Source organism: Ornithinimicrobium sp. (assembly GCF_030537745.1).
GTDB lineage: Bacteria > Actinomycetota > Actinomycetes > Actinomycetales > Dermatophilaceae > Ornithinicoccus.
Genome location: NZ_JAUNVI010000002.1, coordinates 23,405 through 46,981, shown reverse-complemented (window position 1 = coordinate 46,981; position 23,577 = coordinate 23,405). Strand labels below are relative to the sequence as shown.

At 68.3% G+C, this 23,577-nt stretch carries 21 protein-coding genes; 14 read left to right on the top strand and 7 right to left on the bottom strand.

The window, feature by feature from the left end:
* Positions 1-42: 42 nt before the first annotated feature.
* From rapZ to Q4P07_RS00825, 8 genes are all read left to right on the top strand, one after another.
* Positions 43-978: an RNase adapter RapZ gene (gene rapZ / locus Q4P07_RS00860; RefSeq protein WP_303372993.1), complete on the top strand. Its 936-nt coding sequence runs from the start codon at positions 43-45 to the stop codon at positions 976-978.
* Positions 975-1,934, top strand: coding sequence for a uridine diphosphate-N-acetylglucosamine-binding protein YvcK (gene yvcK, locus Q4P07_RS00855; protein WP_303372992.1), 960 nt, complete (start codon positions 975-977; stop codon positions 1,932-1,934). Before rapZ ends, yvcK begins: the two co-directional genes overlap by 4 nt.
* A 143-nt stretch (positions 1,935-2,077) precedes the next feature.
* A complete protein-coding gene (gene whiA / locus Q4P07_RS00850; protein ID WP_303373033.1) occupies positions 2,078-3,058 on the top strand; it encodes a DNA-binding protein WhiA in 981 nt (326 codons plus the stop codon).
* Positions 3,059-3,204: 146 nt separating this feature from the next.
* Positions 3,205-4,209: a type I glyceraldehyde-3-phosphate dehydrogenase gene (gap, locus tag Q4P07_RS00845; protein WP_303372991.1), complete on the top strand. Its 1,005-nt coding sequence runs from the start codon at positions 3,205-3,207 to the stop codon at positions 4,207-4,209.
* Between the two features lie 4 nt (positions 4,210-4,213).
* Positions 4,214-5,425: a phosphoglycerate kinase gene (gene pgk, locus Q4P07_RS00840; RefSeq protein WP_303372990.1), complete on the top strand. Its 1,212-nt coding sequence runs from the start codon at positions 4,214-4,216 to the stop codon at positions 5,423-5,425.
* Positions 5,426-5,427: 2 nt separating this feature from the next.
* A complete protein-coding gene (gene tpiA, locus Q4P07_RS00835; RefSeq protein ID WP_303372989.1) occupies positions 5,428-6,219 on the top strand; it encodes a triose-phosphate isomerase in 792 nt (263 codons plus the stop codon).
* Between the two features lie 149 nt (positions 6,220-6,368).
* A complete protein-coding gene (secG, locus tag Q4P07_RS00830) occupies positions 6,369-6,611 on the top strand; it encodes a preprotein translocase subunit SecG (protein ID WP_303373032.1) in 243 nt (80 codons plus the stop codon).
* A 131-nt stretch (positions 6,612-6,742) separates the two neighbouring features.
* Positions 6,743-7,108 (top strand): RNA polymerase-binding protein RbpA, encoded by a 366-nt coding sequence (locus tag Q4P07_RS00825; protein WP_303372988.1) that lies wholly within the window; start codon positions 6,743-6,745, stop codon positions 7,106-7,108.
* Between the two features lie 68 nt (positions 7,109-7,176).
* Here Q4P07_RS00825 and pgl read toward each other — a convergent pair whose 3' ends face one another.
* From pgl to tkt, 5 genes are read right to left on the bottom strand one after another with little or no spacing between them, the layout of a single operon-like run.
* Entirely contained in the window at positions 7,177-9,045 is a 1,869-nt protein-coding gene (gene pgl / locus Q4P07_RS00820; RefSeq protein WP_303372987.1) for a 6-phosphogluconolactonase, read from the bottom strand.
* Positions 9,042-10,589 (bottom strand): glucose-6-phosphate dehydrogenase, encoded by a 1,548-nt coding sequence (zwf, locus tag Q4P07_RS00815; RefSeq protein WP_303372986.1) that lies wholly within the window; start codon positions 10,587-10,589, stop codon positions 9,042-9,044. The genes pgl and zwf overlap by 4 nt, the downstream gene beginning before the upstream one ends.
* Positions 10,586-12,253, bottom strand: a complete 1,668-nt coding sequence (locus Q4P07_RS00810) for a glucose-6-phosphate isomerase (RefSeq protein WP_303372985.1) — start codon at positions 12,251-12,253, stop codon at positions 10,586-10,588. Before Q4P07_RS00810 ends, zwf begins: the two co-directional genes overlap by 4 nt.
* Positions 12,250-13,413: a transaldolase gene (gene tal / locus Q4P07_RS00805; protein WP_303372984.1), complete on the bottom strand. Its 1,164-nt coding sequence runs from the start codon at positions 13,411-13,413 to the stop codon at positions 12,250-12,252. Before tal ends, Q4P07_RS00810 begins: the two co-directional genes overlap by 4 nt.
* 11 nt (positions 13,414-13,424) lie before the next feature.
* Positions 13,425-15,674: a transketolase gene (gene tkt, locus Q4P07_RS00800; RefSeq protein ID WP_303372983.1), complete on the bottom strand. Its 2,250-nt coding sequence runs from the start codon at positions 15,672-15,674 to the stop codon at positions 13,425-13,427.
* A 196-nt stretch (positions 15,675-15,870) separates the two neighbouring features.
* Between tkt and Q4P07_RS00795 the strand changes: the two genes are divergently transcribed.
* Positions 15,871-16,839: a heme o synthase gene (locus Q4P07_RS00795; protein ID WP_303372982.1), complete on the top strand. Its 969-nt coding sequence runs from the start codon at positions 15,871-15,873 to the stop codon at positions 16,837-16,839.
* Positions 16,840-16,855: 16 nt separating this feature from the next.
* Complete coding sequence (locus tag Q4P07_RS00790; RefSeq protein ID WP_303372981.1) at positions 16,856-17,851, top strand: heme A synthase; 996 nt, start codon at positions 16,856-16,858, stop codon at positions 17,849-17,851.
* Between the two features lie 146 nt (positions 17,852-17,997).
* On the opposite strand, the gene Q4P07_RS00785 is transcribed toward Q4P07_RS00790, so the two are convergent.
* Together Q4P07_RS00785 and Q4P07_RS00780 are read right to left on the bottom strand one after the other, a co-directional pair.
* Complete coding sequence (locus tag Q4P07_RS00785) at positions 17,998-18,816, bottom strand: ABC transporter permease (RefSeq protein WP_303372980.1); 819 nt, start codon at positions 18,814-18,816, stop codon at positions 17,998-18,000.
* Positions 18,813-19,505 (bottom strand): ABC transporter ATP-binding protein, encoded by a 693-nt coding sequence (locus tag Q4P07_RS00780; protein WP_303373031.1) that lies wholly within the window; start codon positions 19,503-19,505, stop codon positions 18,813-18,815. The genes Q4P07_RS00785 and Q4P07_RS00780 overlap by 4 nt, the downstream gene beginning before the upstream one ends.
* A 186-nt stretch (positions 19,506-19,691) precedes the next feature.
* Here Q4P07_RS00780 and Q4P07_RS00775 point away from each other — a divergent pair, with 186 nt between their 5' ends.
* From Q4P07_RS00775 to Q4P07_RS00760, 4 genes are read left to right on the top strand one after another with little or no spacing between them, the layout of a single operon-like run.
* Positions 19,692-20,483, top strand: a complete 792-nt coding sequence (locus Q4P07_RS00775; protein ID WP_303372979.1) for a metalloregulator ArsR/SmtB family transcription factor — start codon at positions 19,692-19,694, stop codon at positions 20,481-20,483.
* Positions 20,480-21,901, top strand: a complete 1,422-nt coding sequence (sufB, locus tag Q4P07_RS00770; protein ID WP_303372978.1) for a Fe-S cluster assembly protein SufB — start codon at positions 20,480-20,482, stop codon at positions 21,899-21,901. The genes Q4P07_RS00775 and sufB overlap by 4 nt, the downstream gene beginning before the upstream one ends.
* The gene (sufD, locus tag Q4P07_RS00765) at positions 21,901-23,130 is read left to right on the top strand and encodes a Fe-S cluster assembly protein SufD (protein WP_303372977.1); all 1,230 of its coding nucleotides are present in this window, start codon (positions 21,901-21,903) and stop codon (positions 23,128-23,130) included. The genes sufB and sufD overlap by 1 nt, the downstream gene beginning before the upstream one ends.
* Positions 23,127-23,522, top strand: a complete 396-nt coding sequence (locus Q4P07_RS00760; protein WP_303372976.1) for a non-heme iron oxygenase ferredoxin subunit — start codon at positions 23,127-23,129, stop codon at positions 23,520-23,522. The genes sufD and Q4P07_RS00760 overlap by 4 nt, the downstream gene beginning before the upstream one ends.
* Positions 23,523-23,577: the final 55 nt, after the last annotated feature.

Below are 23,577 nucleotides of genomic sequence, written 5' to 3'. Positions count from 1 at the left end.
CGATAACTTCGCGACCGAACCGACGACAGGATGGAGCCGGCGATGACCCTCCGGAGCACGGAGCCCGGCCAAGCACCGAGGGAGGGGACACCCGTGCACGACCCGCCGCCAGGGCGCAACGAGGTCGTCATCCTGACCGGGATGTCGGGCGCCGGACGGACGACTGCAGGTGACGTGCTGGAAGACCGCGGGTGGTATGTCGTGGACAATCTGCCTCCCACCATGATCCCCAGTCTGATGAAAGTGACAGAGGACGACCCGAAGCGTCAAAAGGTGGCGGCCATCGTGGACGTGCGCAGCCGAGACTTCACCGTCGAGCTCGCCCGCGCCCTGAAGTTGTTGACCACGTCCGGCTGGCGTCCGCGAGTCGTGTTCGTGGACGCGTCCGATGAAGCGCTGGTGCGACGCTTCGACGCGGTGCGCCGACCGCACCCGCTGCAGGGGGAGGGCCTGCTCCTGGACGGTATCCGTCGGGAGCGCCGGATGTTGGCGCAACTGCACTCCGACGCGGACGTCATCGTGGACACCAGCAATTACAACGTGCATCAGTTGACCGCCAAGATCGACTCGCTGCTCAGCGCGGACGACGCCGTCCGCCTTCGTCTGGCGCTGATGTCCTTTGGTTTCAAATACGGCATCCCCTTGGACGCGGACGTCGTGCTCGACCTCCGCTTCTTGCCCAACCCCTACTGGGACCCGGAGCTGCGGCCCTACACCGGCAAGGACGCCGCGGTGCGTGACTTCGTCCTGGGGCAGCAACTGGCAGTGGACTATCTGGCCCACGCGGAGCAGCTGATCAGGGTCGCGGTGCAGGGTTACCTCCTTGAAGGACGCCGCTATTTCACGGTGGCGCTCGGCTGTACGGGCGGGAAGCATCGCTCGGTGGCCGCTGCCGAGGAACTGGCCCGGCGGCTGTCCGACATCACCGACCTGGGCGCCCAACTGACGGCCTTCCACAGGGATCTGGGGCGCGAATGAAGCGTCCCCGGATCGTCGCTCTGGGAGGAGGCCATGGGCTCTCTGCATCTCTGCAAGCGCTGCGGCACAGCAGCGATGACATCACGGCCGTCGTCACCGTCGCCGATGACGGCGGATCGAGCGGACGCCTGCGCGAGCAGTTCGATATCCTGCCCCCCGGCGACCTGCGTATGGCCCTAGCTGCGTTGTGCGAAGACACAGCGTGGGGCAATCAGTGGTCGGCTGTCCTGCAGCACCGCTTTGGCGGCACCGGTGAGCTCGCGGGGCATGCTCTCGGCAACTTGCTGATCAGCGCACTGTGGGACCTGCTGCCCCAGCAGGAGGTGCGCGGGCTGGACCTGGTCGGTCGCCTGCTCAACACCCGTGGACGGGTGCTGCCGATGTCCCTGGTCCCCCTCAGCATCGAAGCCATCATGCAGACCCAGGACCTGGATGGCACAGTCCGGGAGGAGACCATCCGGGGGCAGTCGCAGGTGGCCGGCCATCCGGGCAAGGTCGTCTCGATCCGGTTGCTCCCAGACGCGCCGCCTGCCTGCCCGGAGGCGCTTGAGTCGATCAAGCTCGCTGACATGGTGGTGCTGGGTCCAGGATCGTGGTTCACCTCAGTGATGCCGCACCTGCTGGTCCCTGACCTGCGTGAAGCTCTGACCAACACGCCGGCCCTGCGAGTGCTGACGCTCAACGTCAGCCTCACCGACGACGAAGCCACCGGTTACACCGTGGCCGAGCACGTCGAGGCGATCACCGCGCACGCCCCCGGGCTGGCGTTCGACTACGTGATCGCGGACCCGGACGTGCTCCGTTCCGACGAGGAGCGGGCCGCGCTGGACGCCGCTGTGGATGGGGTGGGGGCCACGCTCGTGCTCTCCGGCGTCCGTAAGATGGCTACCCCCGGAGCGCACGACACGCTGCGACTGGCCGCGGCCTACCGCGATGTGCTGACGGTGGGACTGTGACCGGCGCGCGGCCCGGACCGGCGCCCGTCCACTCGACGGGTGCCGGATCCACACCGGCCCCGGCAACCCAGGACACTCGCAGTGGCCTGCCGAACGCGATGACGGGGCGACCTGTCAAGAAGTCTTCCAGGAGGATGAGCGCTGTGGCGATGACCGCCAGGGTGAAGGACGAGCTGGCCAGGCTGCCGGTCACCAAGACGTGCTGCCGCAAGGCAGAGGGATCGACCATGCTGCGCTTCGCTGGCGGTCTGCACATCGTCGGGGGGCGGATCGTGATCGAGGCTGAGCTTGACACCGCCCAGAGCGCCCGGCGCCTGCGCGCCTTCATCGCCGACGTCTACGGCACCTCCAGCGAGGTCGTCGTCATGAGCCCCGGCGGTTTGCGTAAGACCACCCGCTACATCGTTCGGGCCACGGGCGACGGGGAGTCGCTGGCGCGGCAGACCGGGTTGATCGACGGGCGAGGACGCCCCGTGCGGGGGTTGCCGCCGCGCGTCGTGGGTGCCGCGGTCTGTGACGCCGAGGCCGCGTGGCGCGGAGCCTTCCTCGCGCACGGCTCCATCACCGAACCGGGCCGATCCTCAGCCCTCGAGGTCACCTGCCCGGGTCCCGAGGCCGCCTTGGCGCTGGTCGGTGCCGCCCGCCGGCTAGGCATCCAGGCGAAGGCGCGCGAGGTCCGCGGCGTCGATCGGGTGGTCCTGCGCGACGGTGACGCAATTGGTGCGATGCTGACCCGGCTCGGCGCCCACGACGCGGTCCTGGCCTGGGAGGAGCGCCGGATGCGCCGTGAGGTGCGGGCCACCGCCAACCGCCTCGCCAACTTCGACGACGCCAACCTGCGACGCTCTGCGCGGGCCGCGGTAGCCGCGGGAGCACGGGTGGAGCGGGCCTTGGAGATCCTGGGTGAGGACGTGCCGGACCACTTGCGGGTCGCCGGTCGGCTCCGTCTCGAGCACAAGCAGTCCAGTCTGGAGGAGCTCGGGACGCTGGCTGATCCGCCGATGACCAAGGACGCGGTCGCCGGACGGATCCGTCGGCTGCTGGCAATGGCCGACAAGCGGGCCGATGAGCTCGGGGTCGAAGGCACGGAGGCGCACCTCACCCCCGAAATGTTCGAGGACTGAGCAGGCCCGCACGGCCCGCCATGACGGACATCGACCGTTGCTGAACCCGAGGGTAGCCGCCGACGTGCGTGACGGTAGATTTGGACTAGGACGACGTCTCGGCGCGCAAAGGGTGCGTCGGGAATTACCCCAGGGAAGGTTGTCACATGACCGTACGCGTAGGTATCAACGGCTTCGGGCGGATCGGGCGCAACTTCATGCGCGCCGTCATCGCCTCTGGCGCTGACATCGAGATCGTGGGGGTCAACGACCTCACCGATAACGCCACGCTGGCCCACCTGCTCAAGTACGACTCCATCCTGGGCCGCCTGGACGGCGAAGTGACCTCCACGGACGAGGACATCACGGTCAACGGCAAGACGTTCAAAGCCTTCGCGGAGCGCGACCCCTCGGCACTGCCGTGGGGTGAGCTGGGGGCCGACATCATCATCGAGTCCACCGGCATCTTCACTGACGCGACCAAGGCCAAGGCCCACCTCGATGCTGGTGCGAAGAAGGTCATTATCTCGGCCCCGGCCAAGAACGAAGACATCACCGTCGTCATGGGTGTCAACCATCAGGACTACGACCCGGCGGCGCACACCATCATCTCCAACGCGTCCTGCACCACCAACTGCCTGGCGCCGATGGCCAAGGTCCTCAACGACGAGTTCACCATCGTCAAGGGCCTGATGACGACAATTCACGCCTACACCGCCGACCAGAACCTCCAGGACGGTCCGCACCAGGACCTGCGTCGCGCCCGCGCCGCCGCGATCAACATCGTGCCGACCAAGACCGGTGCCGCCCAGGCGGTGGCACTGGTGCTGCCCGAGCTCAAGGGCAAGTTCGACGGGTTCGCCTTCCGCGTCCCGGTCCCGACCGGCTCGGCCACGGACCTCACTTTCCAGGCTGGCCGCGAGGTCACCGTGGAGGAGGTCAACGCCGCCATGAAGAAGGCCGCCGAGGGTGAGTTGAAGGGGATCCTCTACTACACGGAGGACCCGATCGTGTCCAAGGACATCGAGACCGACCCACACTCCTGCATCTTTGATGCAGGACTGACCAAGGTGATCGGTGACCAGGTCAAGGTGGTCGGCTGGTACGACAACGAGTGGGGTTACTCCAACCGTCTCGTCGACCTCACCGCTCTCGTCGGCGCGAGCCTCTAGAGCCGTGCGCACCATCCAGCAGCTCGCCGACGAGCTCGGAGGCCTGGCCGGCAAGACCGTCCTGGTCCGCAGCGACCTCAACGTGCCGCTGGACGGCGCGACAATCACTGATGACGGCCGGATCCGCGCGTCCGTCCCGACGATCGTCGCGCTGGCCGAGGCGGGGGCACGCACCGTCGTGTGCGCCCACCTCGGCCGGCCGAAGGGCACGCCGGAGCCAAAGTACTCTCTGGCGCCAGTGGCCGCGCGCCTGGGCGAGTTGCTCGGACGTGCGGTGATCTTCGTGGAGGAGACCGTCGGACCGAAAGCGGCCGCCGCCATCTCCGGCATGGCCGACGGCGATGTCCTGGTCCTGGAGAACCTCCGCTTCAACCCGGGGGAGACCGCAAAGTCCGATGAGGACCGGGCGGAGTTCGCAGGTCAACTCGCGAGTCTCGCGGACGCCTTCGTCTCCGACGGGTTCGGCGTCGTGCACCGTGCGCAAGCATCGGTGTATGACGTGGCTCGGCTGCTCCCGCACGCTGCCGGGGGTCTGGTCGCCTCCGAGGTGGACGTGATGCGCCGGCTGCGGGAAGATCCCGAGCGGCCCTACGTCGTGATCCTCGGTGGCGCCAAGATCAGCGACAAGCTGGGTGTGATCGAGTCGCTGATCACCGTGGCTGACCGGCTACTGATCGGTGGCGGAATGGTCTTCACGTTCTTGGCTGCTCAGGGCCACGAGGTGGGCAAGAGTTTGCTGGAAGAGGACCAGGTCGAGACCGTGAGGGGCTACCTCGCGAGCGCGCAGGAGCAAGGCGTGGAGATCGTCCTGCCGACCGACATCGTCGTCGCGGACTCCTTCTCCGCGGAGGCCGCCCACGAGGTGGTGCCCGCGGACTCCATACCCGCTGACCAGATGGGCCTGGACATCGGCCCAGAGTCGGAGAAGCTGTTCGTCGACAAGCTCGCCGACGCGCAGACCATCTTCTGGAACGGCCCGATGGGTGCCTTTGAGATGGAGCCCTTCGCCTCCGGGACCAAGGCGGTCGCGGCGGCCCTGGTCGCACGCACCGCAGACGGGGCGATGACGGTCGTCGGCGGAGGAGACAGTGCTGCCGCTGTGCGTGACTTCGGTTATGCCGATTCTGACTTCGGGCACATCTCCACCGGTGGTGGGGCGAGCCTGGAGTATCTCGAGGGTAAAGAACTGCCCGGACTTGCCGTACTGGAGGATTGATCGTGACGACACGGATCCCGCTCATGGCGGGCAACTGGAAGATGAACCTGGACCACCTCCAGGCCACGCACCTCGTGCAGAAGCTGGACTGGACGCTCAAGGACGGCAAGCATGACTACGGGTCGGTCGAGGTGGTGGTGCTGCCGCCCTTCACCGACCTCCGCACGGTCCAGACACTGGTCCAGGGCGACAACATGCGACTCGAGTACGGCGCCCAGGACGTGTCCCGCCACGAGGAGGGCGCCTACACCGGCGAGATTCCGGCCGCCTTCCTGGCCAAGCTGGGATGCACCTATGTCCTCGTCGGGCACAGCGAGCGGCGGGAGTACCACCAGGAGACCGACGAGCTGGTCGCCGCCAAGTTGCTGATCTCGCTGCGGCACGGTCTGACCCCGATCCTTTGCGTGGGTGAGCCGCTCGAGGTCAGGGCGCGTGGCGAGCAGGTCCCGCACGTCGTGGCCCAGCTGAAGGCGGCGCTGCAGGGCCTGGAGGCCGAGCAGATGGTCAAGGTCGCGGTCGCCTACGAGCCCATCTGGGCGATCGGCACCGGCGAGGTCGCCACTCCTGCCGATGCGCAGGAGGTCTGCGCGGCCATCCGCAGTGCCATCGCCCAGACCTACGCTGCGGACGTCGCAGCTGCGGTGCGGGTGCTCTACGGCGGATCGGTCAAGCCCTCGAACGTGGCCGAGATCATGGCGCAGGAAGATGTCGACGGCGCTCTCGTGGGCGGAGCCTCGCTCTCGGCGGAAGACTTCGCCTCGATCTGCCGCTACCAGCACCACCACGGCGGTTAGAGCTGAGCAACGGTCCCTCGGCGACCCCCCAAGGACGCGGTGTGCGCACGTTGCTTGGGTCGATGACCACCCCCTGAGTTAGGCTGTCGGACGGCGCAGTTCCCTGAATGACGCCGCCAATCTTCCCCAACGACGAAGGTGTGCCCCGCGTGGAGTATGTGCGCTGGTTCCTCAATACGCTGCTGGTCCTGACCAGTTGCTTCCTGGTGCTCCTTATCCTGATGCACAAGGGCCGCGGCGGCGGCATGTCCGACATGTTCGGTGGTGGCATGAGCAGCAGCCTGGGCGGCTCCTCGGTGGCCGAGAAGAACCTCAGCCGCATCACCATCGCCATCGCGCTCATCTGGGCCGCTGTCGTCGTCGGCCTGGGTGTCCTGACCCGCTTCAGCTGAGAGTGCCTGTGGGGACACGCCCCACCACCTGCCACGCGCAGAGGCAGCGCGGTTTAGGCTCACCCCACGAGGTGACCCGCGCTGTGGCACGCGCGAACCGGTCTGGCCGCACGCGCACACAGGAGGCATCGATGGCTGGCAACAACGCGATCAAGGGCAGGCGCGTGGGCTCAGGTCCGATGGGGGAGAGCGAACGCGGCGAGTCCGCGCCGCGGGTCTTCGTCAGTTTCTGGTGCGGGAACGGCCACGAGACGCGCCCGAGTTTCTCCGGTCACAACGAGGTGGAGATCCCGCAGGTCTGGGACTGCTCTTCCTGTGGTTTGCCGGCCGGCCAGGACAAAGAAAACCCACCGGCCCGGGTCCAGACCGAGCCCTACAAGACCCACCTGGCCTACGTCAAGGAGCGTCGCAGCGACACCGACGGCGCCGCGCTGCTCGATGAGGCGATCGCCACCATGCGGGCCCGTGGGGTGGGCCGAGGCGCGCAGGGGTCCTGACGGACTGCACGACCGGCTCGCCACAGCCTCGCAGCAGAGCGCCCCGCCTCGATCGAGTCTGAGTTGCCTCAGCGGCCCCCGGCTGCCTCGTCGGTCCACCAGATCGTCTCCGACCGCCCGCGCACGCAGGACGCAGGGACCTGATGGTCGTCGCGAGTCGCGAGGGCCCGGCGCACCGCCTCCGCCTTATCGTCTCCCGCGACCACGAACCACACCGCGCGGGCGAAATTCAGGGCCGGCAGCGTCATGGTCACCCGCAACGGTGGCGGCTTGGGCGAGTTTTCGACCGGCGCGGTCGTCGTGGAGGTGAGGGAGAGCTCGCGGCGGCCGGGAAACAATGAGGCCACGTGGGCGTCGGGACCGACGCCGAGCATGAGGACGTCGAAGGCCGGGACAGCGGGGGCATCCGCGGGCCGCTCCGCCTCCTCATTGGCCGCCGCTGCTGCCAACTCCGTCGCGTAGTCGGCAGCAGCCGTTGCCAGCCGGGCCGGGTCCTCGCCGCGGGCGTACGCCACTCGGTGCACATTCTTCTTGAGCACCGGGAGATCACTCAGGCCGACCTCGTCGGCCTGGCCGTCCGTGCGGTCCGGGTCGCCGGCGGGGACAAAACGCTCGTCACCCCACCACAGATGCACTTTTCTCCACGCCGAGCGGTCCAGCTCGCCGGCCCTGGCACGGCTGCCCAGCGCAGCCATCACGGCTGTCCCCATAGAGCCGCCGGTCAGCACGACGTGGCAGATGCCGCGAGCCCTGACCACGTCCTGCACCCGGGGCAGGAGCTCGTCGACGACCGCCTGGGAGACCGCTTTCGCGTCGGGGTAGACCCGCAGGTCGGCCTTCCTGGCAGCGGCGAGCTCGGCGTCGACCAGCTCTCGCAGCTCGTCGGTGTCGGTCTGGTCCGAGGGCGGTGCCCCTTCAAACTCGGAGGAGGAGAAGCGGTCCCGGTCGGCGATGTCGACGTCGGCGGGTCCGTCGGGGACTTTCCCGTCGCGGACCGCCTCGGACCTCGAGGCTCCCTTACGCACCAGCGGGAGTCCCACGCAGAGCGCCCGGGCGTAGACCTCGTCGGCATCCAGCCGCCGGAGCTCCTCGGCGAGAACGTCCGCCAGGGTGAGGGTATGGAGCGCCACCAGCCTGGGCAGGGTGTCGGGACGGCTCAGGGTCGCGGTGTCGCCGCCGCCGTCGGTGCGCACCAGGTCGATCGGCCCCGAGGCGCGGTCCAACCGGACGCTGACTAGCCCACTGCCCGGCGCACTGCGGACCCGGGTGACCCGCGCCCCCAGGGAAGCGGCGAGCCAGCCTGCGAGGAGGTCGGCGCTGGGTTCATCTGCCTCGGCCGTGACGTGCACCTCCTCGACCTCTTCGTAGGGTGCTCCCTCGAGGGCGGCCGCGAGCAGCGCGCGCCACCGCGTCACCCGGGTCCAGGCCAGGTCGGTGTCGCCATCCAGGTAGTTCTTCCCGCGACGACGCAACGCAGCACCCCGTTTCGGCGCAGCAGCAGCATCGGTGATGCGGCGGTGTGACATCTGGCCCAGTGGCGAGCTGCCGACATCGCTGGGGGCGTCCGCCGGCCACCAGGTCACGATCGGTGAGTCAGGCAGGAGCAGCGGGGTGACCACTGCAGCAGGCTGCCCACTGAGCTCACCGAAGAGCCGAAGCACCACGATCTCGCTCGCCCCCGCATCGCCGCCGATCCGGATCTGGGCGTCCAACCGTCCTTTGCCCCGGCTGTTGGCCGAGACGAGCACCAGGATCCGCGCGGGGTGCTGACGGGTGGCTTCGTTGGCAGCGGCGATCGCCTGGTCCGCGTCGTCCTCGCCCACCGCGACCAGCAGGGTGAGGACGCGGCCCATTGCCATGGCCCCCACGTCGTTGCGCAACCGCAGCAGTTCCTTGGTGACGGCGCGCGTCGAGGTGCTGGGCAGGTCTTGGATCATGGGAGTCTCCACTCGCGGCCATCGCGCCGCATCAACTCGTCGGCCGCGTCCGGCCCCCACGTGCCCGCGGGATACGGGTGCGGCGGGACCGGGCTGGCCGCCCAGTGCTGGATGATCGGGTCGAGGATCCGCCAGGACGACTCGACTTCCTGGTGCCGCGGGAACAGCGGGGGCTCGCCGAGCAGTACGTCGAGGATGAGCCGCTCGTAGGCCTCCGGACTGGACTCGGTGAAGGAGGCGCCGTAGCCGAAGTCCATCGTGACGTCACGCACCTCCATCTGGCTGCCGGGCACCTTGGACCCGAAGCGCATGGTCACGCCCTCGTCAGGCTGGACCCGGATGACGACTGCGTTCTGGCCCAGCTCTTCGGTCGCGGTGTCAGTGAACGGCAGGTGCGGCGCCCGCTTCAGGACGATAGCGATCTCGGTCACCCGCTTGCCGAGCCGCTTGCCGGTGCGCAGGTAGAAGGGCACACCCGCCCATCGCCGGGTGTGCACGGCGAGTCTCATCGCGGCATACGTCTCTGTGGTGGAGCCCGGGTCGACACCCTCCTCCTCGAGGTAGCCGCTCACCAGCGCATCGCCCTGCCAGCCGGCGGTGTACTGCCCTCGGCAGGTCCCCTCCTCAAGGTCCTCGGGGAGCTTGACCGACATCAGGATCTTTTCCTTCTCGCTCCGCACCGCCTCGGCGGTGAAGGCGACGGGTGCCTCCATCGCGGTGAGCGCGAGGAGCTGGAGGAGGTGGTTCTGGATGACGTCTCGCGCCGCCCCGACCTCGTCGTAGTAGCCGGCGCGACCCCCGATGCCGATGTCCTCGGCCATCGTGATCTGCACGTGGTCTACATAGTGACTGTTCCAGATCGGCTCGAACATCTGGTTGGCGAAGCGCAACGCCAGGATGTTCTGGACGGTCTCCTTGCCGAGGTAGTGGTCGATGCGGAAGACCGAGTCCGGCGGGAAGACCTCCTCGACGATCTTGTTGAGCTCCACGGCGCTGGCCAGGTCATGCCCGAACGGCTTCTCGATGACCACCCGCCGCCAGGTGCCCGGTTGCGCGTCGGACAGACCCGACTCCTTGAGCTGGTGGCACACGGGCGCAAACCAGTCCGGCGGGATGGAGAGGTAGAAAGCGTGGTTGCCCCCGGTCCCGCGCTCTTCGTCAAGCCGGTGCACCGTCTTGGACAACAGCTCGAAGGCGTCCGGGTCGTCGAAGGTGCCGGGGACGAAACGGAAGCCTTCCGCGAGGGATCGCCATACCTCCTCCCGAAACTCTGTCCTCGCGTGCGCTCGGACGGAGTCGTGGACCACCTTGGCGAAGTCTTCGTCGGCCCACTGCCGCCGGGCAAAACCGACGAGGGAGAAGCCTGGCGGCAGCAGACCGCGGTTGGCCAGGTCGTAGATGGCCGGCATGAGTTTCTTGCGGGCAAGGTCGCCTGTGACGCCGAACATCACCATGCTGCACGGCCCGGCGATGCGCGGCAGCCGCTTGTCGTCCGGGTCCCGCAGCGGGTTGTGCTCGACCGTGACCGGAGCTAGCTTCGTCACGGGCTGAGGACCTCTCGCAGTTGCTCGAGGCCACGGGTCTGATCGGTGAGGTGCAGCCGCAGCACTGGCCGGCCATGGTCAGCGAGGACGGAGGCGTCCCCGGCGGCCTGGGCGGCAATGAACTCCCCGAAGGTGAAGTCCTTGCCGGGGACGGTGAGGTCCTGCTTCGGGGCGGCGGTGACCTGCAGGTAGACGCCCTGCGCGGGGCCGCCCTTGTGGTATTGACCCGTCGAGTGGAGGAACCGTGGACCCCAGCCGAAGGTCACCGGGCGGCCGGCACGCTGCACCAGATCTGCCTGGACCTGCGCCAACTCGGCGTGCTCGAGTCGGTCGAGATAGACCATCACGGCCAGATAGCCGCGCTTCGGGTCGAGTTGGGACAGCAGCGCGTCGAGGGCACCAGAGACCGTGCTGGTCCCGGCTGGGAGCCAGTCACCACCGACCGCGCGGATCTCGACCGCGCCGTCGACGGCAGCAGCGTCGCTCGCCGCGCCGCCGCCGGCATCCATGATCTCGCGGGCTGCGTCCTTGGCGCTCTCGACATCAGGTTGGTCGAACGGGTTGATGCCCAGGATGCGCCCCGCGACGGCGGTGGCCGCCTCCCAGAGCAGGAGCTGTGCCCCGAGGCTGCCGGCGACGGACACCTGGGAGCCAGCCTCGGTCGCGGCCGCGAGGTCGGGGACCTCATGGTGGTCGTCATCCTCATCGTCATCGTCGTCGTCGTCGGCAGCGAGCACGACGACCGTGCAGTCCGCGGGGTCGGTGATGCCGACGGTGGCAGAGACGCCCTGCGGCACGACCACCGGCAAGACACCGGTGCCCTGCTTGCCCGTGGACTCGGCGATCAGCTGCTCGGCCCAGTCCGCGAGACCGACGATGCCCGAGCCGGCGTCGGTGAACAGCAGTTTGTCGCGGAGCGGCTCGGTGCCCGCGATGGCGGCGCCGAGCCGCAGCGCCGGGTTGGCCTCGTCGTCCTCGGCCAGCAGGTCGCTGACCATCTCGGCCTCGTCGAGCAGGGCCTCGATGTCAGCCCCGGCCAGCCCGGAGGGCACCAGCCCGAAGGCGGTGAGCGCGGAGTAACGTCCGCCCACGTCCGGGTCGGCGTTGACGACCCGGTAGCCGTCGGCACGGGACTGCTTGTCGAGAGGGCTGCCGGGATCGGTCACGATGACGACGCGTTCGGTGGGGTCGATCCCGGCCTGGCTGAAGGCGTGGACGAAGACCCGACGCTGAGAGTCGGTCTCCAGGGTGGACCCGGACTTGGAGGAGACGACGACGGCCGTGGAGGAGAGGTCCCCGGCCAGCGCGTCCCGGACCATGTCGGCGTCCGAGCTGTCCAGGATCACGAGGGGGACCCCGGCAGTGGCGCAGATCACCTCAGGAGCCAGCGACGAGCCCCCCATGCCGCACAGCACGATGCGGGTCACTCCACGCTCGCGCAACTGCTCGCGTAGCGCGGCGATCTCGCCCAGCAGCGGCCGGGAGGTCCGCGGAAGACCGACCCAGGAGAGCCGGACCGAGGCTTCCGCCTCGGCCTGCGGTCCCCACAGCGTCGAGTCCTGGGCAAACAGGCGGGAGGCCACCTGCTCCTCCACGAGGGTGGGGAGGTGTCGCACCACGGCGTCCGCAGCCGCGCCGACGGCTTGGACGATGACGCTGCTCATGCGTCACCGGCTGGGCCGTCGTCCGCGGTGCTCGCGTCGGTTGCGCCCTCGGTCTTGGCCAGCTGGCCCTGCACCTGCTCGAGCAGCTCTGACCAGGACTTGTCGAACTTCTCCACACCTTCGGTCTCCAGCAGTTCCACGACGTCGTTGTAGGAAACCCCGACCCGCTCAAGGTCGTCGAGCACCTGCTGCGCCTCCGCGTAGGAGCCGGTCACAGTGTCGCCCCGCAGCTCGGCGTGGTCGATGGTTGCCTCCATCGTCTTGTCCGGCATGGTGTTGACGGTGTGCGGCGCGACCAGCTCGGTGACGTAGAGAGTGTCGGGGTAGTCCGGGTTCTTCACGCCCGTGGAGGCCCAGAGCGGTCGTTGCACGTGGGCTCCGTCATCGGCGAGGTTCTGCCAGCGCGGTGTGCCGAAGACCTCTTCGAACGCCTGATAGGCCAGTTGGGCGTTGGCGACCCCTGCCTTGCCCCGCAGTCCCAGCGCCTCGGGGGAGCCGATCTTTTCCAGGCGTGCGTCCACTTCGGTGTCGACGCGGGAGACGAAGAAGCTGGCCACCGAGTGGATCGTGGACAGGTCCAGACCCTTCTCCCGGGCCTGCTCCAGTCCGGTCAGGAAGGCGTTCATCACGCCGCGGTAGCGGTCGAGAGCGAAGATCAAGGTGACGTTGACGCTGATCCCCTCGGCGAGCAGCTGGCTGATGGCGGGCAGACCTTCGAGGGTGGCGGGCACCTTGATGAACAGGTTGGGGCGGTCGACTGCGGCCCACAGCCGCTTGCCCATCGCGACCGAGCCGGCGGTGTCGGCGGCGAGAGAGGGCTCGACCTCGATCGAGACCCGACCGTCGACGCCGTCGCTGTCGGCAAAGAGCGGGGCGAAGATGTCGCAGGCGCTGCGGACGTCTTCGGTGGTCAGGGTGAAGACGGCCTCGTCGGCGTTCTGGCCGGTGAGCGTGGAGAGCTGCTCGTCGTAGGCGTTTCCTTCGGAGAGCGCGTTGGCAAAGATCGTGGGGTTGGTGGTCATGCCACGGACGCCGCGGTCGATATAGCGCGCGAGGTCGCCGCTGGTGATCATCGGACGGTTGAGGTCGTCGAGCCAGACGGAGACGCCGAGGTCGGCAAGGTCGTGCAGCGTGGTCCTGGTGCTGGGGGAATCGATCATCGTCACATCACTCACTTCTGGGACTGGTCGGTGGAGGTGGTGCCCTCGCCGGCATCACCCAGAGGGTTCTGTCCGCCGGAGGGCTCGGGGGGTGTGGAGTGGCCAGGGGTGCTGCCGTTGGCGGCGCCGGAGGCAGCCTTCAGCGAGTCCTGCGCGGCGGCCACGACGGCGTCGGCAGTGATCCCGAACTCTCGGAAGAGGGTCTGGTAGTCGGCGGAGGCGCCGAAGTGGTCGATGCTGATGATCCGGCCCGCATCACCGACCAGCTCTCGCCAGCCCAGGGCGATCCCGGCCTCCACGGAGACCCGCGCGCGCACCGCGGGCGGCAGCACGTCATCGCGGTAGTCCTGGTCCTGGGCCTCGAACCACTCGCGGCACGGCAACGACACCACGCGGGTGGGGATGCCCTCGCCCTGGAGTCGTTCACGGGCCTCGACGGCCAACGCCACCTCGGAGCCGGTGCCGATCAGGATCACCTCGGCCTCGCCTCCCTCGGCCTCAGCCAGCACGTAGCCGCCGCGGGCGGTCCCCTCCGCCGCGCCCATGACGGAACGATCGAAGGTCGGGACGTTTTGACGGGTCAGGGCCAGTGCGGTCGGTCGGTCGTGGATACCCAGGATGGTGCGCCAGGCAACCGCGGTCTCGTTGGCGTCCGCGGGGCGGATGACGTCTAGACCCGGGATCGCACGCAGCGAGGCTAGGTGCTCGATCGGCTGGTGGGTCGGTCCGTCCTCACCCAGGCCGATGCTGTCGTGGGTCCAGACGTAGATGACCGGCAGCTGCTGCAGGGCGGCGAGCCGGACGGCCGGACGCATGTAGTCGGAGAACACCAGGAAGGTGCCCCCGTAAGGGCGGTTCAGACCCTCCAGTGCCATGCCGCTGAGAATCATCCCCATCGCGTTCTCGCGGATGCCGAAGTGCAGCGTGCGGCCGTAGGGGTCGCCCGGGAACATCTGGGTGGACCACGTCGACGGGACGAAGCTGACCGCACCCTTCATCGTGGTGTTGTTGGAACCGGCCAAGTCGGCCGACCCGCCCCACAGCTCGGGCAGCACCGGTGCCAACGCGGACAGGATGTCGCCGGAGGCCGCGCGGGTGGCCAGGCCCTTCTCGTCGGCCGGGAAGACGGGGATCGCCTCGTCCAAGTCCTCGGGGAGCTCCTGGGCCAGCAGCCGGTCGAGCAGTGCCGCGCCATCCGCGTTCTCTGACCGCCAGGCCTGGTAGGTCGAGTCCCACTCGGCGTGCGCAGCCTGGCCGCGTTCGATGACCCTCCGGGCGTGGGCCAGGACCTCTGGTTCCACCGGGAAGCTGACGTCGGCCTCGAAGCCGAGCAGCTTCTTGGTCGCCGCGACTTCGTCGTCGCCCAGCGCCGAGCCGTGGGCGGCTCCGGTGTCGCGTTTGGTCGGGGCGGGCCACGCGATGATCGTGCGCAGGATGACCAGAGTGGGACGGTCGCTCGTGCGGGAGGCCTGCAGCGCGGCAGCCAAGGAGTCGACGTCCTCGGTGTAGGGCTCCGTGCTGCGCCAGTCGATGGTTACCACCTTCCAGCCGTAGGCCTCGTAGCGCTTGCCCACGTCCTCGCTGAAGGAGATGTCGGTGTCGTCCTCGATGGAGATCTTGTTCTGGTCGTAGACGACCGTCAGGTTGCCGAGCTCCTGATGCCCGGCCAGTGAGCTGGCCTCTGAGGTCACGCCCTCCATGAGGTCACCGTCAGAGGCGATGACCCAGATGTGGTGGTCGAAGGGTGACTTACCCGCCTGGGCCTGCGCGTCGAAGAGTCCGCGCTGACGACGCTGCGCCATCGCCATGCCGACGGCGCTCGCCATACCGGAGCCCAGGGGACCGGTGGTGATCTCCACCCCGGTGGTGTGGTGCACCTCCGGATGGCCTGGGGTCTGGCTACCCCAGGTGCGCAGCGCCTTCAGGTCGTCCATCTGCAGCCCGTAGCCGGACAGGTAGAGCTGGACGTACTGGGTCAGGCTCGAATGCCCGCAGGACAGCACGAAGCGGTCCCGTCCCAGCCAGTGCGGGTCCGTAGGGTCGTGGCGCATGATGTTTTGGTAGAGCAGATAAGCGAGCGGAGCCAGGCTCATCGCGGTGCCCGGGTGACCGTTGCCGACCTTCTGGACGGCGTCAGCGGCGAGGACGCGTGCCGTGTCGACCGCGCGCACGTCCGCGTCGGTCCACCCGATCTCAGAAGCGACCGGGCGGGCGAGGCTGTCGTCCCGGGTGGATGTGTAGGGCGAGGTGGTTTCGCTCACGAAGACTCCTTGACGCGTGCAGGATGTGGACCTGTTCGGCCGACCGAGGTGGGGCGGAACGGCATGCTTCGACCTTACCTGTGACCTCACGCGGGTGTCTGGTCCGACCGCCGCACGGAGTACCATCACAGGTGAAACGTCGGGGCCTTGCTGCGAGCCGCCCCCACCTGATCCCACCGGTAGACCTAAGGACACCGTGACCACGCTCGACCCGCGTTCCGCGCGCCAGACCGACGGCACCTCTGAGACCGATGGGCCAGGTGCGGCTCGCGGCTGGCGGGATGTCGTCGGGGACTACATCTCCTTGACCAAGCCCCGGATCATCGAGTTGCTGCTCGTCACGACTTTTCCCGTGATGTTCCTGGCCGAACGTGGGATCCCCCCGGTCTGGCTGATCATCGCGACCCTGATCGGCGGCACCCTGGCCGCCGCGTCCGCCAATGTGCTCAACTGCTACGTCGACCGCGACATCGACGCGCACATGCACCGCACCTCCAACCGGCCTCTCGTGCGCGGGACGGTCACGCCACTGGCGGCGATGACCTTCGGCATCACCCTGGGGATAGCGTCCGTGCTGTGGCTCGGGCTGCTGGTCAACTGGGTCTCAGCGGCGCTCGGGCTCGGCGCGATCCTGCTCTACGTCGTCCTCTACACGATGCTCCTCAAGCGTCGGACCAGTCAGAACATCGTCTGGGGTGGTGTCGCTGGATGCATGCCCGTGCTGATCGGATGGTCGGCCGTGACCGGCTCCGTGTCGTGGGCCGCGGTGATCCTCTTCCTAGTCGTCTTCTTCTGGACACCGCCCCACTACTGGCCGTTGTCGATGCGTTTCAAGGAGGACTACGCGGCCGCGCACGTGCCGATGCTGCCCGTCGTCGCTACCGACGTCGCAGTGGGCCGGCAGATCGTGCTGTATGCATGGGCGACGGTGCTTGTCTCCCTGGTCCTGGTGCCGGTCGCGCCGATGGGTTGGATCTACCTGGTGACTGCGGTCGTCTCCGGTGCACTCTTCGTGGTCGAGTCTCATCGGCTGCTTGGTCGGGCCCGGGCCGGGCTCACCGGCTCCGCGCTCGGAGCGATGCGCTTGTTCCACTACTCCATCAGCTATCTGACCCTGCTCTTCCTCGGCGTCGCCGTGGATCCGCTTCTGCACTTCCCGCTGTGAGGAAGGACGGACCGCGATGACCCTGGACACCACCTCCCACGCCCCTGCGCCGCAGGACGGCCTAGGCGCTCCCTCGCGCTCGCTGCTGCGCGCCGAGCCGGACGGCTGGGTCCGGGCCATGGCGTGGGGGTCGGTCGCGGCCAATGCGCTCCTGGTCCTGACCGGCGGATTGGTCCGACTCACGGGCTCCGGCCTGGGCTGCTCCACCTGGCCGCAGTGCACGCCCGACTCCTGGACCCCGACAGCGCAGCTGGGGATTCACGGCCTCATTGAGTTCGGCAACCGGACCCTGACCTTCCTGGTCGCGCTCGTCGCGATCCTGGCGTTCCTGGCCGTGGTCCGGATGCGCCGAGCGCACGCGGACCTCTTCTGGTTGACCTTCGCCCTGGGGATCGGCGTGGTCGTCCAGGCCGTGGTGGGTGGCGTGACCGTCCGCACCGGCCTCAATCCCTGGGTGGTGGGTGTGCACTTCGTGCTCTCCTCCGTCATGATCGCGCTGGCGATCTTCCTGGTATGCCGCGCCCGCCGACTCTCCCTCCCCAGCGTCGCGCAGGCGGAGCGTCGAGGACAGGTGACCGGGGGAGCGCGCCGGTCCCTTCGCACTCTGGTGCTGGCCATGGGGGTGCTGGGCTTCCTGGTCGTTTACGTCGGGACGCTCGTGACTGGCACCGGGCCACACGGGGGAGACGCCGGTGACGTGGCTCGGCACGCGTTCGACCCCTACTGGGTCACCCGCCTGCACACCGCACCTGCCTATCTTCTGCTCGGATGCACCGTGGGTGGACTCGTGCTCGCCGTCAAGGATCGCTGGCCCTCCACCCTGAGGCGGCTCCTGGGCATGCTCGGCGTGGTCCTGATCGTCCAGGGCCTCATCGGCTACTACCAGTTCTTCAACGGGCTCCCGGTCCTGGCAGTCACCGTCCACCTGGTCGGTGCTGCCGTCATCGTGGCGGTCCTGGCAGCTCTGATCGACAAGGCGTTTGCGGTCTCGGCCGACCTGCCCGCAGCCTGATCGACGGCATCGCGTCCACGGGCGGGACCAGCATCAGGTATGACGTTCGACCCCCGGAAACATGCATGAGCCCACTGTTATAGCAGGGGGCTCATCGACGTTTCGGGTGCGTGCGACCTTCCCGGAGGCCCGGCTCAGGCCGGACCTCAGTCGGACCAGCGCAGGAAGCGCCGCGCCACCGCTGCCGCGGCGAGACCCCACACCAGCAGCACCATCATCGGGCCCCAGGCCAAGGTGCCGTGCACGAGAGCGTCACGCAAGGCGTCCCCGAGGGCAGCCGAAGGCAGGAGGCTAGCCACGGTGGACATCCCGGCCGGGAAACTGGCTGCCGGGACGAGCACGCCACCACCAGCCGCGAGCAGGACCCACACCAGGTTGGACAGCGCCAGGACCGCCTCGGCCCGCAGGGTGCCGCCGAGGCAGGCTGCCAGCAGCGCGAAGACTGCAGCGCCGATGATCAGGACAGCCAGGGCCGGGAGCAGGCCGAGGAGCGAGGGGTGCCATCCCAGCACGAGGCCGACCGCGCCGATCACCACCAGCTGGACGGCGAGGACCACGAGCACCGACAGGGCCTTGGCAGCGAGGAGACCGTCACGCCCGAGGGGCGTGGTGCCGAGCAGACGAAGGACGCCCCAGCGTCGCTCGAAGCCGAGCAGGATCGCCTGCCCCGTGAAAGCGGTGGACATCACGGCCAGGGCCAGGACGCCAGGAACGAGCACGTCGATCCGTCTGGCGTCAGCCCATGGCCCGACCGCCAGCTCCGGGAAGGGTGCGTAGGCGAGTCCGATCAGGGCCAGGAGCGGCAGCACCATCGACACTAGGAGCTGCTCCCCGTGGGCGAGCAGGCCAGCCGCTTCGAACCTCGCCTGCGCCAGGACCCTGACCCGGGTCGTCGACGCCGCCGGCACGGGCTGGTGGGTGGAGGTCAGGTCCGGGGCAGCGGGATCGACTGGTGGTTCGTTCATCGGCGTGCTCCGTCGGTGAGTGCGAAGTAGGTGCTCTCCAGTCCGTCTGCCCCGGCTACGTGCTCCGGGGTGCCGTCGGCGACGACCTGACCGGCCACAATGATGACGATCCGGTCCGCGAGGCGCTCGGCCTCATCGAAAGAGTGGGTGGTCACCACCGTCGCAGTGCCGGCCGTTGCCGTCTCGCGGATGATCGCGTGCACCTCGCGACGGGCGTGGGGGTCGAGGCCCGCCGTCGGCTCGTCCAGGAAAGCGACGTCCGGGCGGCCGATCAGCGCGGCTGCCAGGGCCACCCGCTGCCGCTGCCCCCCGGAGAGACGGCGGATCGAGGTGCCTGCGAACGCGTCGATGCCTAGGCGTTGGACGAGCGTGTCCACGTCGGCGGGACATTCCCAGAAGCTGGACAGGTGGACCAGCAGCCGGACGGGCCGGACGGACTGCGGCAGTCCGCCGTCCTGCAGCATCACGCCCACTCGTGCTCGATGCGCGGCTGATGAGCGCCACGGGTCGGCGCCGAGGACCGAGACCGTGCCCGCGTCGGCCCGCTGCAACCCGGACGCGATCTCCACGGCCGTCGTTTTTCCGGCGCCGTTAGGTCCGAGGATGCACGTCACTTCTCCGGCCCGCGCGCTCCAGGACAGGCCGCGCAACGCCTGCGTCGTGCCGAACCGACGGGTGACGTCGGCCATGACCAGCAGGTGGGAGGGAGTCACGAGCAGGCAGTCTAGAGCGCCGGGCAGTGAGCTCCCGGGCCCCCCGCCGCTTGCGCGTGGTTCGCGCCGGCCTGAACGCATCGGTGGCGAGATCGACGACGGGAGGACAGGTGAGGCACACCTACCTTTGAACCTCCCAGGGAAATACGTCACAATGGGATGGTGAATTTGGTAGAGGTGCGCTCCGAGTCCCGGACACGGGACCGCGTTCGCCTCGCCGTGGGGGAGCAGGGGCCGGTCAGTGCCAGCGCGCTGGCGCGGGAGCTTGGCCTGACGGCGGCGGCTGTGCGGCGTCACCTGGACGCCCTTGAGGAAGCCGCCTTGATCGTCGAGCACGAGGGTGTGCAAGGCCTCAAGCGTGGTCGGGGGCGTCCGGCGCGATCCTTCATCCTGACCGATCTTGGGCAGGATGAGTTCCGCTCGACCTACGACGGGGTGGCCACCGCGGCTCTGCACTTCCTGGCCGACCAAGCGGGGGAGGGAGCCGTCGAGGACTTCGCCGAGCTGCAGATCGCCGCGCTCGAGGAGCGGCTCCTGGCCGATGTCGAGAAGCGGCTGGCGACCGCCGGGGCAGACCCCGAAGATCTCGACGCCCGCGCCCAGGCACTGGCGGGGGCACTGTCGCTGGAAGGTTTCGCCGCGACGGCTCGACCAGTAGGGCAGGGCACCGGGCTGGCAGGCATCCAGCTGTGCCAGGGACATTGCCCGGTCCGATCGGTCGCGACCGAGTTCAGACACTTCTGTGACGCAGAGACTGATGCGTTCTCCCGCATCCTCGGCGTGCACGTCCAGCGGCTGGCCACCTTGGCTGGCGGCGAGCACGTATGCACTACCTTCATCCCGACCGGGACCCTCGGGACCGGTCCACCCACGGACGAGGAACGGGCGCGAGCCCGGCCCTACGTCATACCCCGAACCGATCACACCGCCGACGACGAGAGGCTAGAGCGATGAGCACGAGGATCGAAGAGCTAAACCCAGGGATTCAAGGCCTGGGCAACTACGAATATGGATGGTCCGACGCCACTGACGCCGGAGTCTCCGCCCGGCGCGGCCTGAGCGAGGACGTCGTCCGCGACATCTCCTCACGCAAGGACGAGCCGCAGTGGATGCTCGACCTGCGTCTGAAGGCGCTGCGCCTGTTCGACAAGAAGCCGATGCCGCACTGGGGCGCCGACCTGTCCGGACTCGACTTCGACAACATCAAGTACTTCGTCAAGTCGACCGAGAAGCAGGCCACTAGCTGGGACGACCTGCCCGAGGACATCCGCAACACCTACGACCGTCTAGGCATCCCAGAGGCCGAGAAGGCGCGGCTCGTCGGCGGCGTCACCGCGCAGTACGAGTCCGAGGTCGTCTACCGGCAAATACGCGACGACCTCACCGAGCAGGGCGTCATCTTCGTCGACACCGACACGGGCCTGCGCGAGCACGAGGACCTCTTCAAGGAGTACTTCGGCTCGGTCATCCCCACCGGTGACAACAAGTTCGCGGCGCTCAACTCTGCGGTCTGGTCGGGCGGATCGTTCGTCTACATCCCCAAGGGTGTCAAGGTCGAGATCCCGCTGCAGGCCTACTTCCGGATCAACACCGAGAACATGGGCCAGTTCGAGCGGACCCTGATCATCGCCGAGGAAGGCTCCGACGTGCACTACGTCGAGGGTTGCACGGCTCCGGTCTACAGCACGGACAGCCTGCACAGCGCCGTCGTCGAGATCATCATCAAGAAGGACGCCCGCGTCCGCTACACGACCATCCAGAACTGGTCCAACAACGTCTACAACCTGGTCACCAAGCGTGCGACCTGTGCCGAGGGCGCGACCATGGAGTGGATCGACGGCAACATCGGCTCCAAGGTCACGATGAAGTACCCGGCCGTCTTCCTCCTGGGCGAGCACTCCAAGGGAGAGACGCTCTCCGTCGCCTTCGCGGGCGAGGGACAGCACCAGGACGCCGGCTCGAAGATGGTGCACGCCGCGCCGTATACCTCCTCGACCATCGTGTCCAAGTCGGTGGCCCGCGGCGGTGGACGTTCCTCCTACCGCGGCCTGGTGCAGGTGCTCGAGGGCGCCCACCACAGCAAGTCCAGCGTCGTGTGCGACGCCTTGCTGGTCGACCAGATCTCCCGCTCTGACACCTACCCGTATGTCGACGTCCGTGAGGACGACGTGCAGATGGGCCACGAGGCCACGGTCTCCAAGGTCAACGCGGACCAGATGTTCTACCTCATGTCCCGAGGCATGACCGAGACCGAGGCCATGGCCACGATCGTGCGTGGGTTCGTCGAGCCCATCGCCCGAGAGCTGCCCATGGAGTACGCCCTCGAGCTCAACCGCCTCATCGAGCTGCAAATGGAAGGAGCCGTCGGCTGATGTCGCTTCTCTTGGACCAGACCGTCGAGAAGTCCGTGGATCACCAGGATCCACAGTCGCAGTACGGAAGGGGGCTCGTCCCAGACTCTTCCCGTGCGTCCCGACCACGATCGTTCGCGGTCGCTGACTTCCCGGTGCCTACCGGCCGCGAGGAAGAATGGCGTTTCACGCCGGTCGACCGGCTCGGCAACGTCCTGTCAAACGAGCCGTCGGACGACCGCGACGGGGACGTCGCCGTGGACTACGACGTGCAGCACGCCGACCAGGCTGGCGTGAGCATCGCCACCCTGGCTCCCGGCCAGGCGCCGCGCGGCACCGCATTGATCCCCGAGGACCGGGGAGCCGCGGTCGCGAGCGAGCAGACCGGCGACGCGCTGCACCTGAGCATCGCCGCGAACGCCGAGCTGGCTGAGCCGGTGCGCCTCAATGTGCACGGCAATGGAGCGGGACGGCGCAGCAACGCGCACTACGTCCTGCAGGCTGGCGCCAACAGCCGCGGGATGGTCATCGTGAACCACACCGGTTCCAGCGACCACACCGGCAACCTCGAGGCCATCGTCGGAGACGGTGCGCACCTGACGGTCGTCACCTTGCAGCAGTGGGAGAACGACGCGATCCACCTGGGCCAGCACGAGGCCAAGGTGGGCCGGGACGCTACCTACAAGCACATCGCCATCACCCTCGGTGGCGGCATCGTGCGGATGAACTCCAACGTCAGCTACGACAGCTCCGGCGGAGAGGCCACCCTGCTGGGCGTCTACTTCGCGGACGCCGGGCAGCACCTGGAGCACCGCTCGTTCGTCGACCACAATGTGCCCAACTCGACCTCGCTGGTGACCTACAAGGGTGCGCTGCAGGGCGATACGGCGCACACGGTCTGGGTCGGTGACGTGCTCATCCGCAAGGAGGCCTCGGACATCGAGACCTACGAGCTGAACCGCAACCTGATCCTCACCGACGGCGCCCGCGCCGACTCCGTCCCCAACCTGGAGATCGAGACCGGCGAGATCAAGGGCGCGGGACACGCGAGCTCCACGGGTCGCTTCGACGACGAGCAGCTCTTCTACCTGATGTCGCGCGGCATGGACGAGAAGAATGCGCGGCGTCTGGTCGTGCGGGGCTTCTTCGCCGACATCATCGCCAAGATCGGTGTGCCCGAGGTGCAGGAAGCACTCATGGAAGCGATCGACGACGAGCTGACCCTGACGATGGGCACGTCGGCCGCATGAGTAGTGCTGCAGAGATCGACGACAGCGTGGCCGAGCCGGACACCGCCGGGAGCCTCGCTCCCGGCGCCGGCGCCGTGCTGGTCTGCCAGCTCGACGAGCTCCCCTCCGTGGGGGCCGTCGTGGCGGAGATCGAGGGGCGGAAGGTCACGATCGCCCGGGATTCGGCTGGCGAGATCCACGCCTTTGACGACACCTGCACCCACGCCAATGTCAGCCTCGCCGAGGGCGAGTTGGACGGTGAGCTCATCGAGTGCTGGCTGCATGGGTCTGTATTCAACATGCGGACCGGCCAGCCCAAGACCCTGCCCGCCACCGTTCCCGTCGCGGTCCACACCGTGACGATCACCGGCGACGACGTCTACGTCACGCTGTCGGACTCAGCCCGCAGCTGAGCCGACAGCGCGCCCACCCACCCGACCTACTTCCTACCCGCACCACCGCTCACGA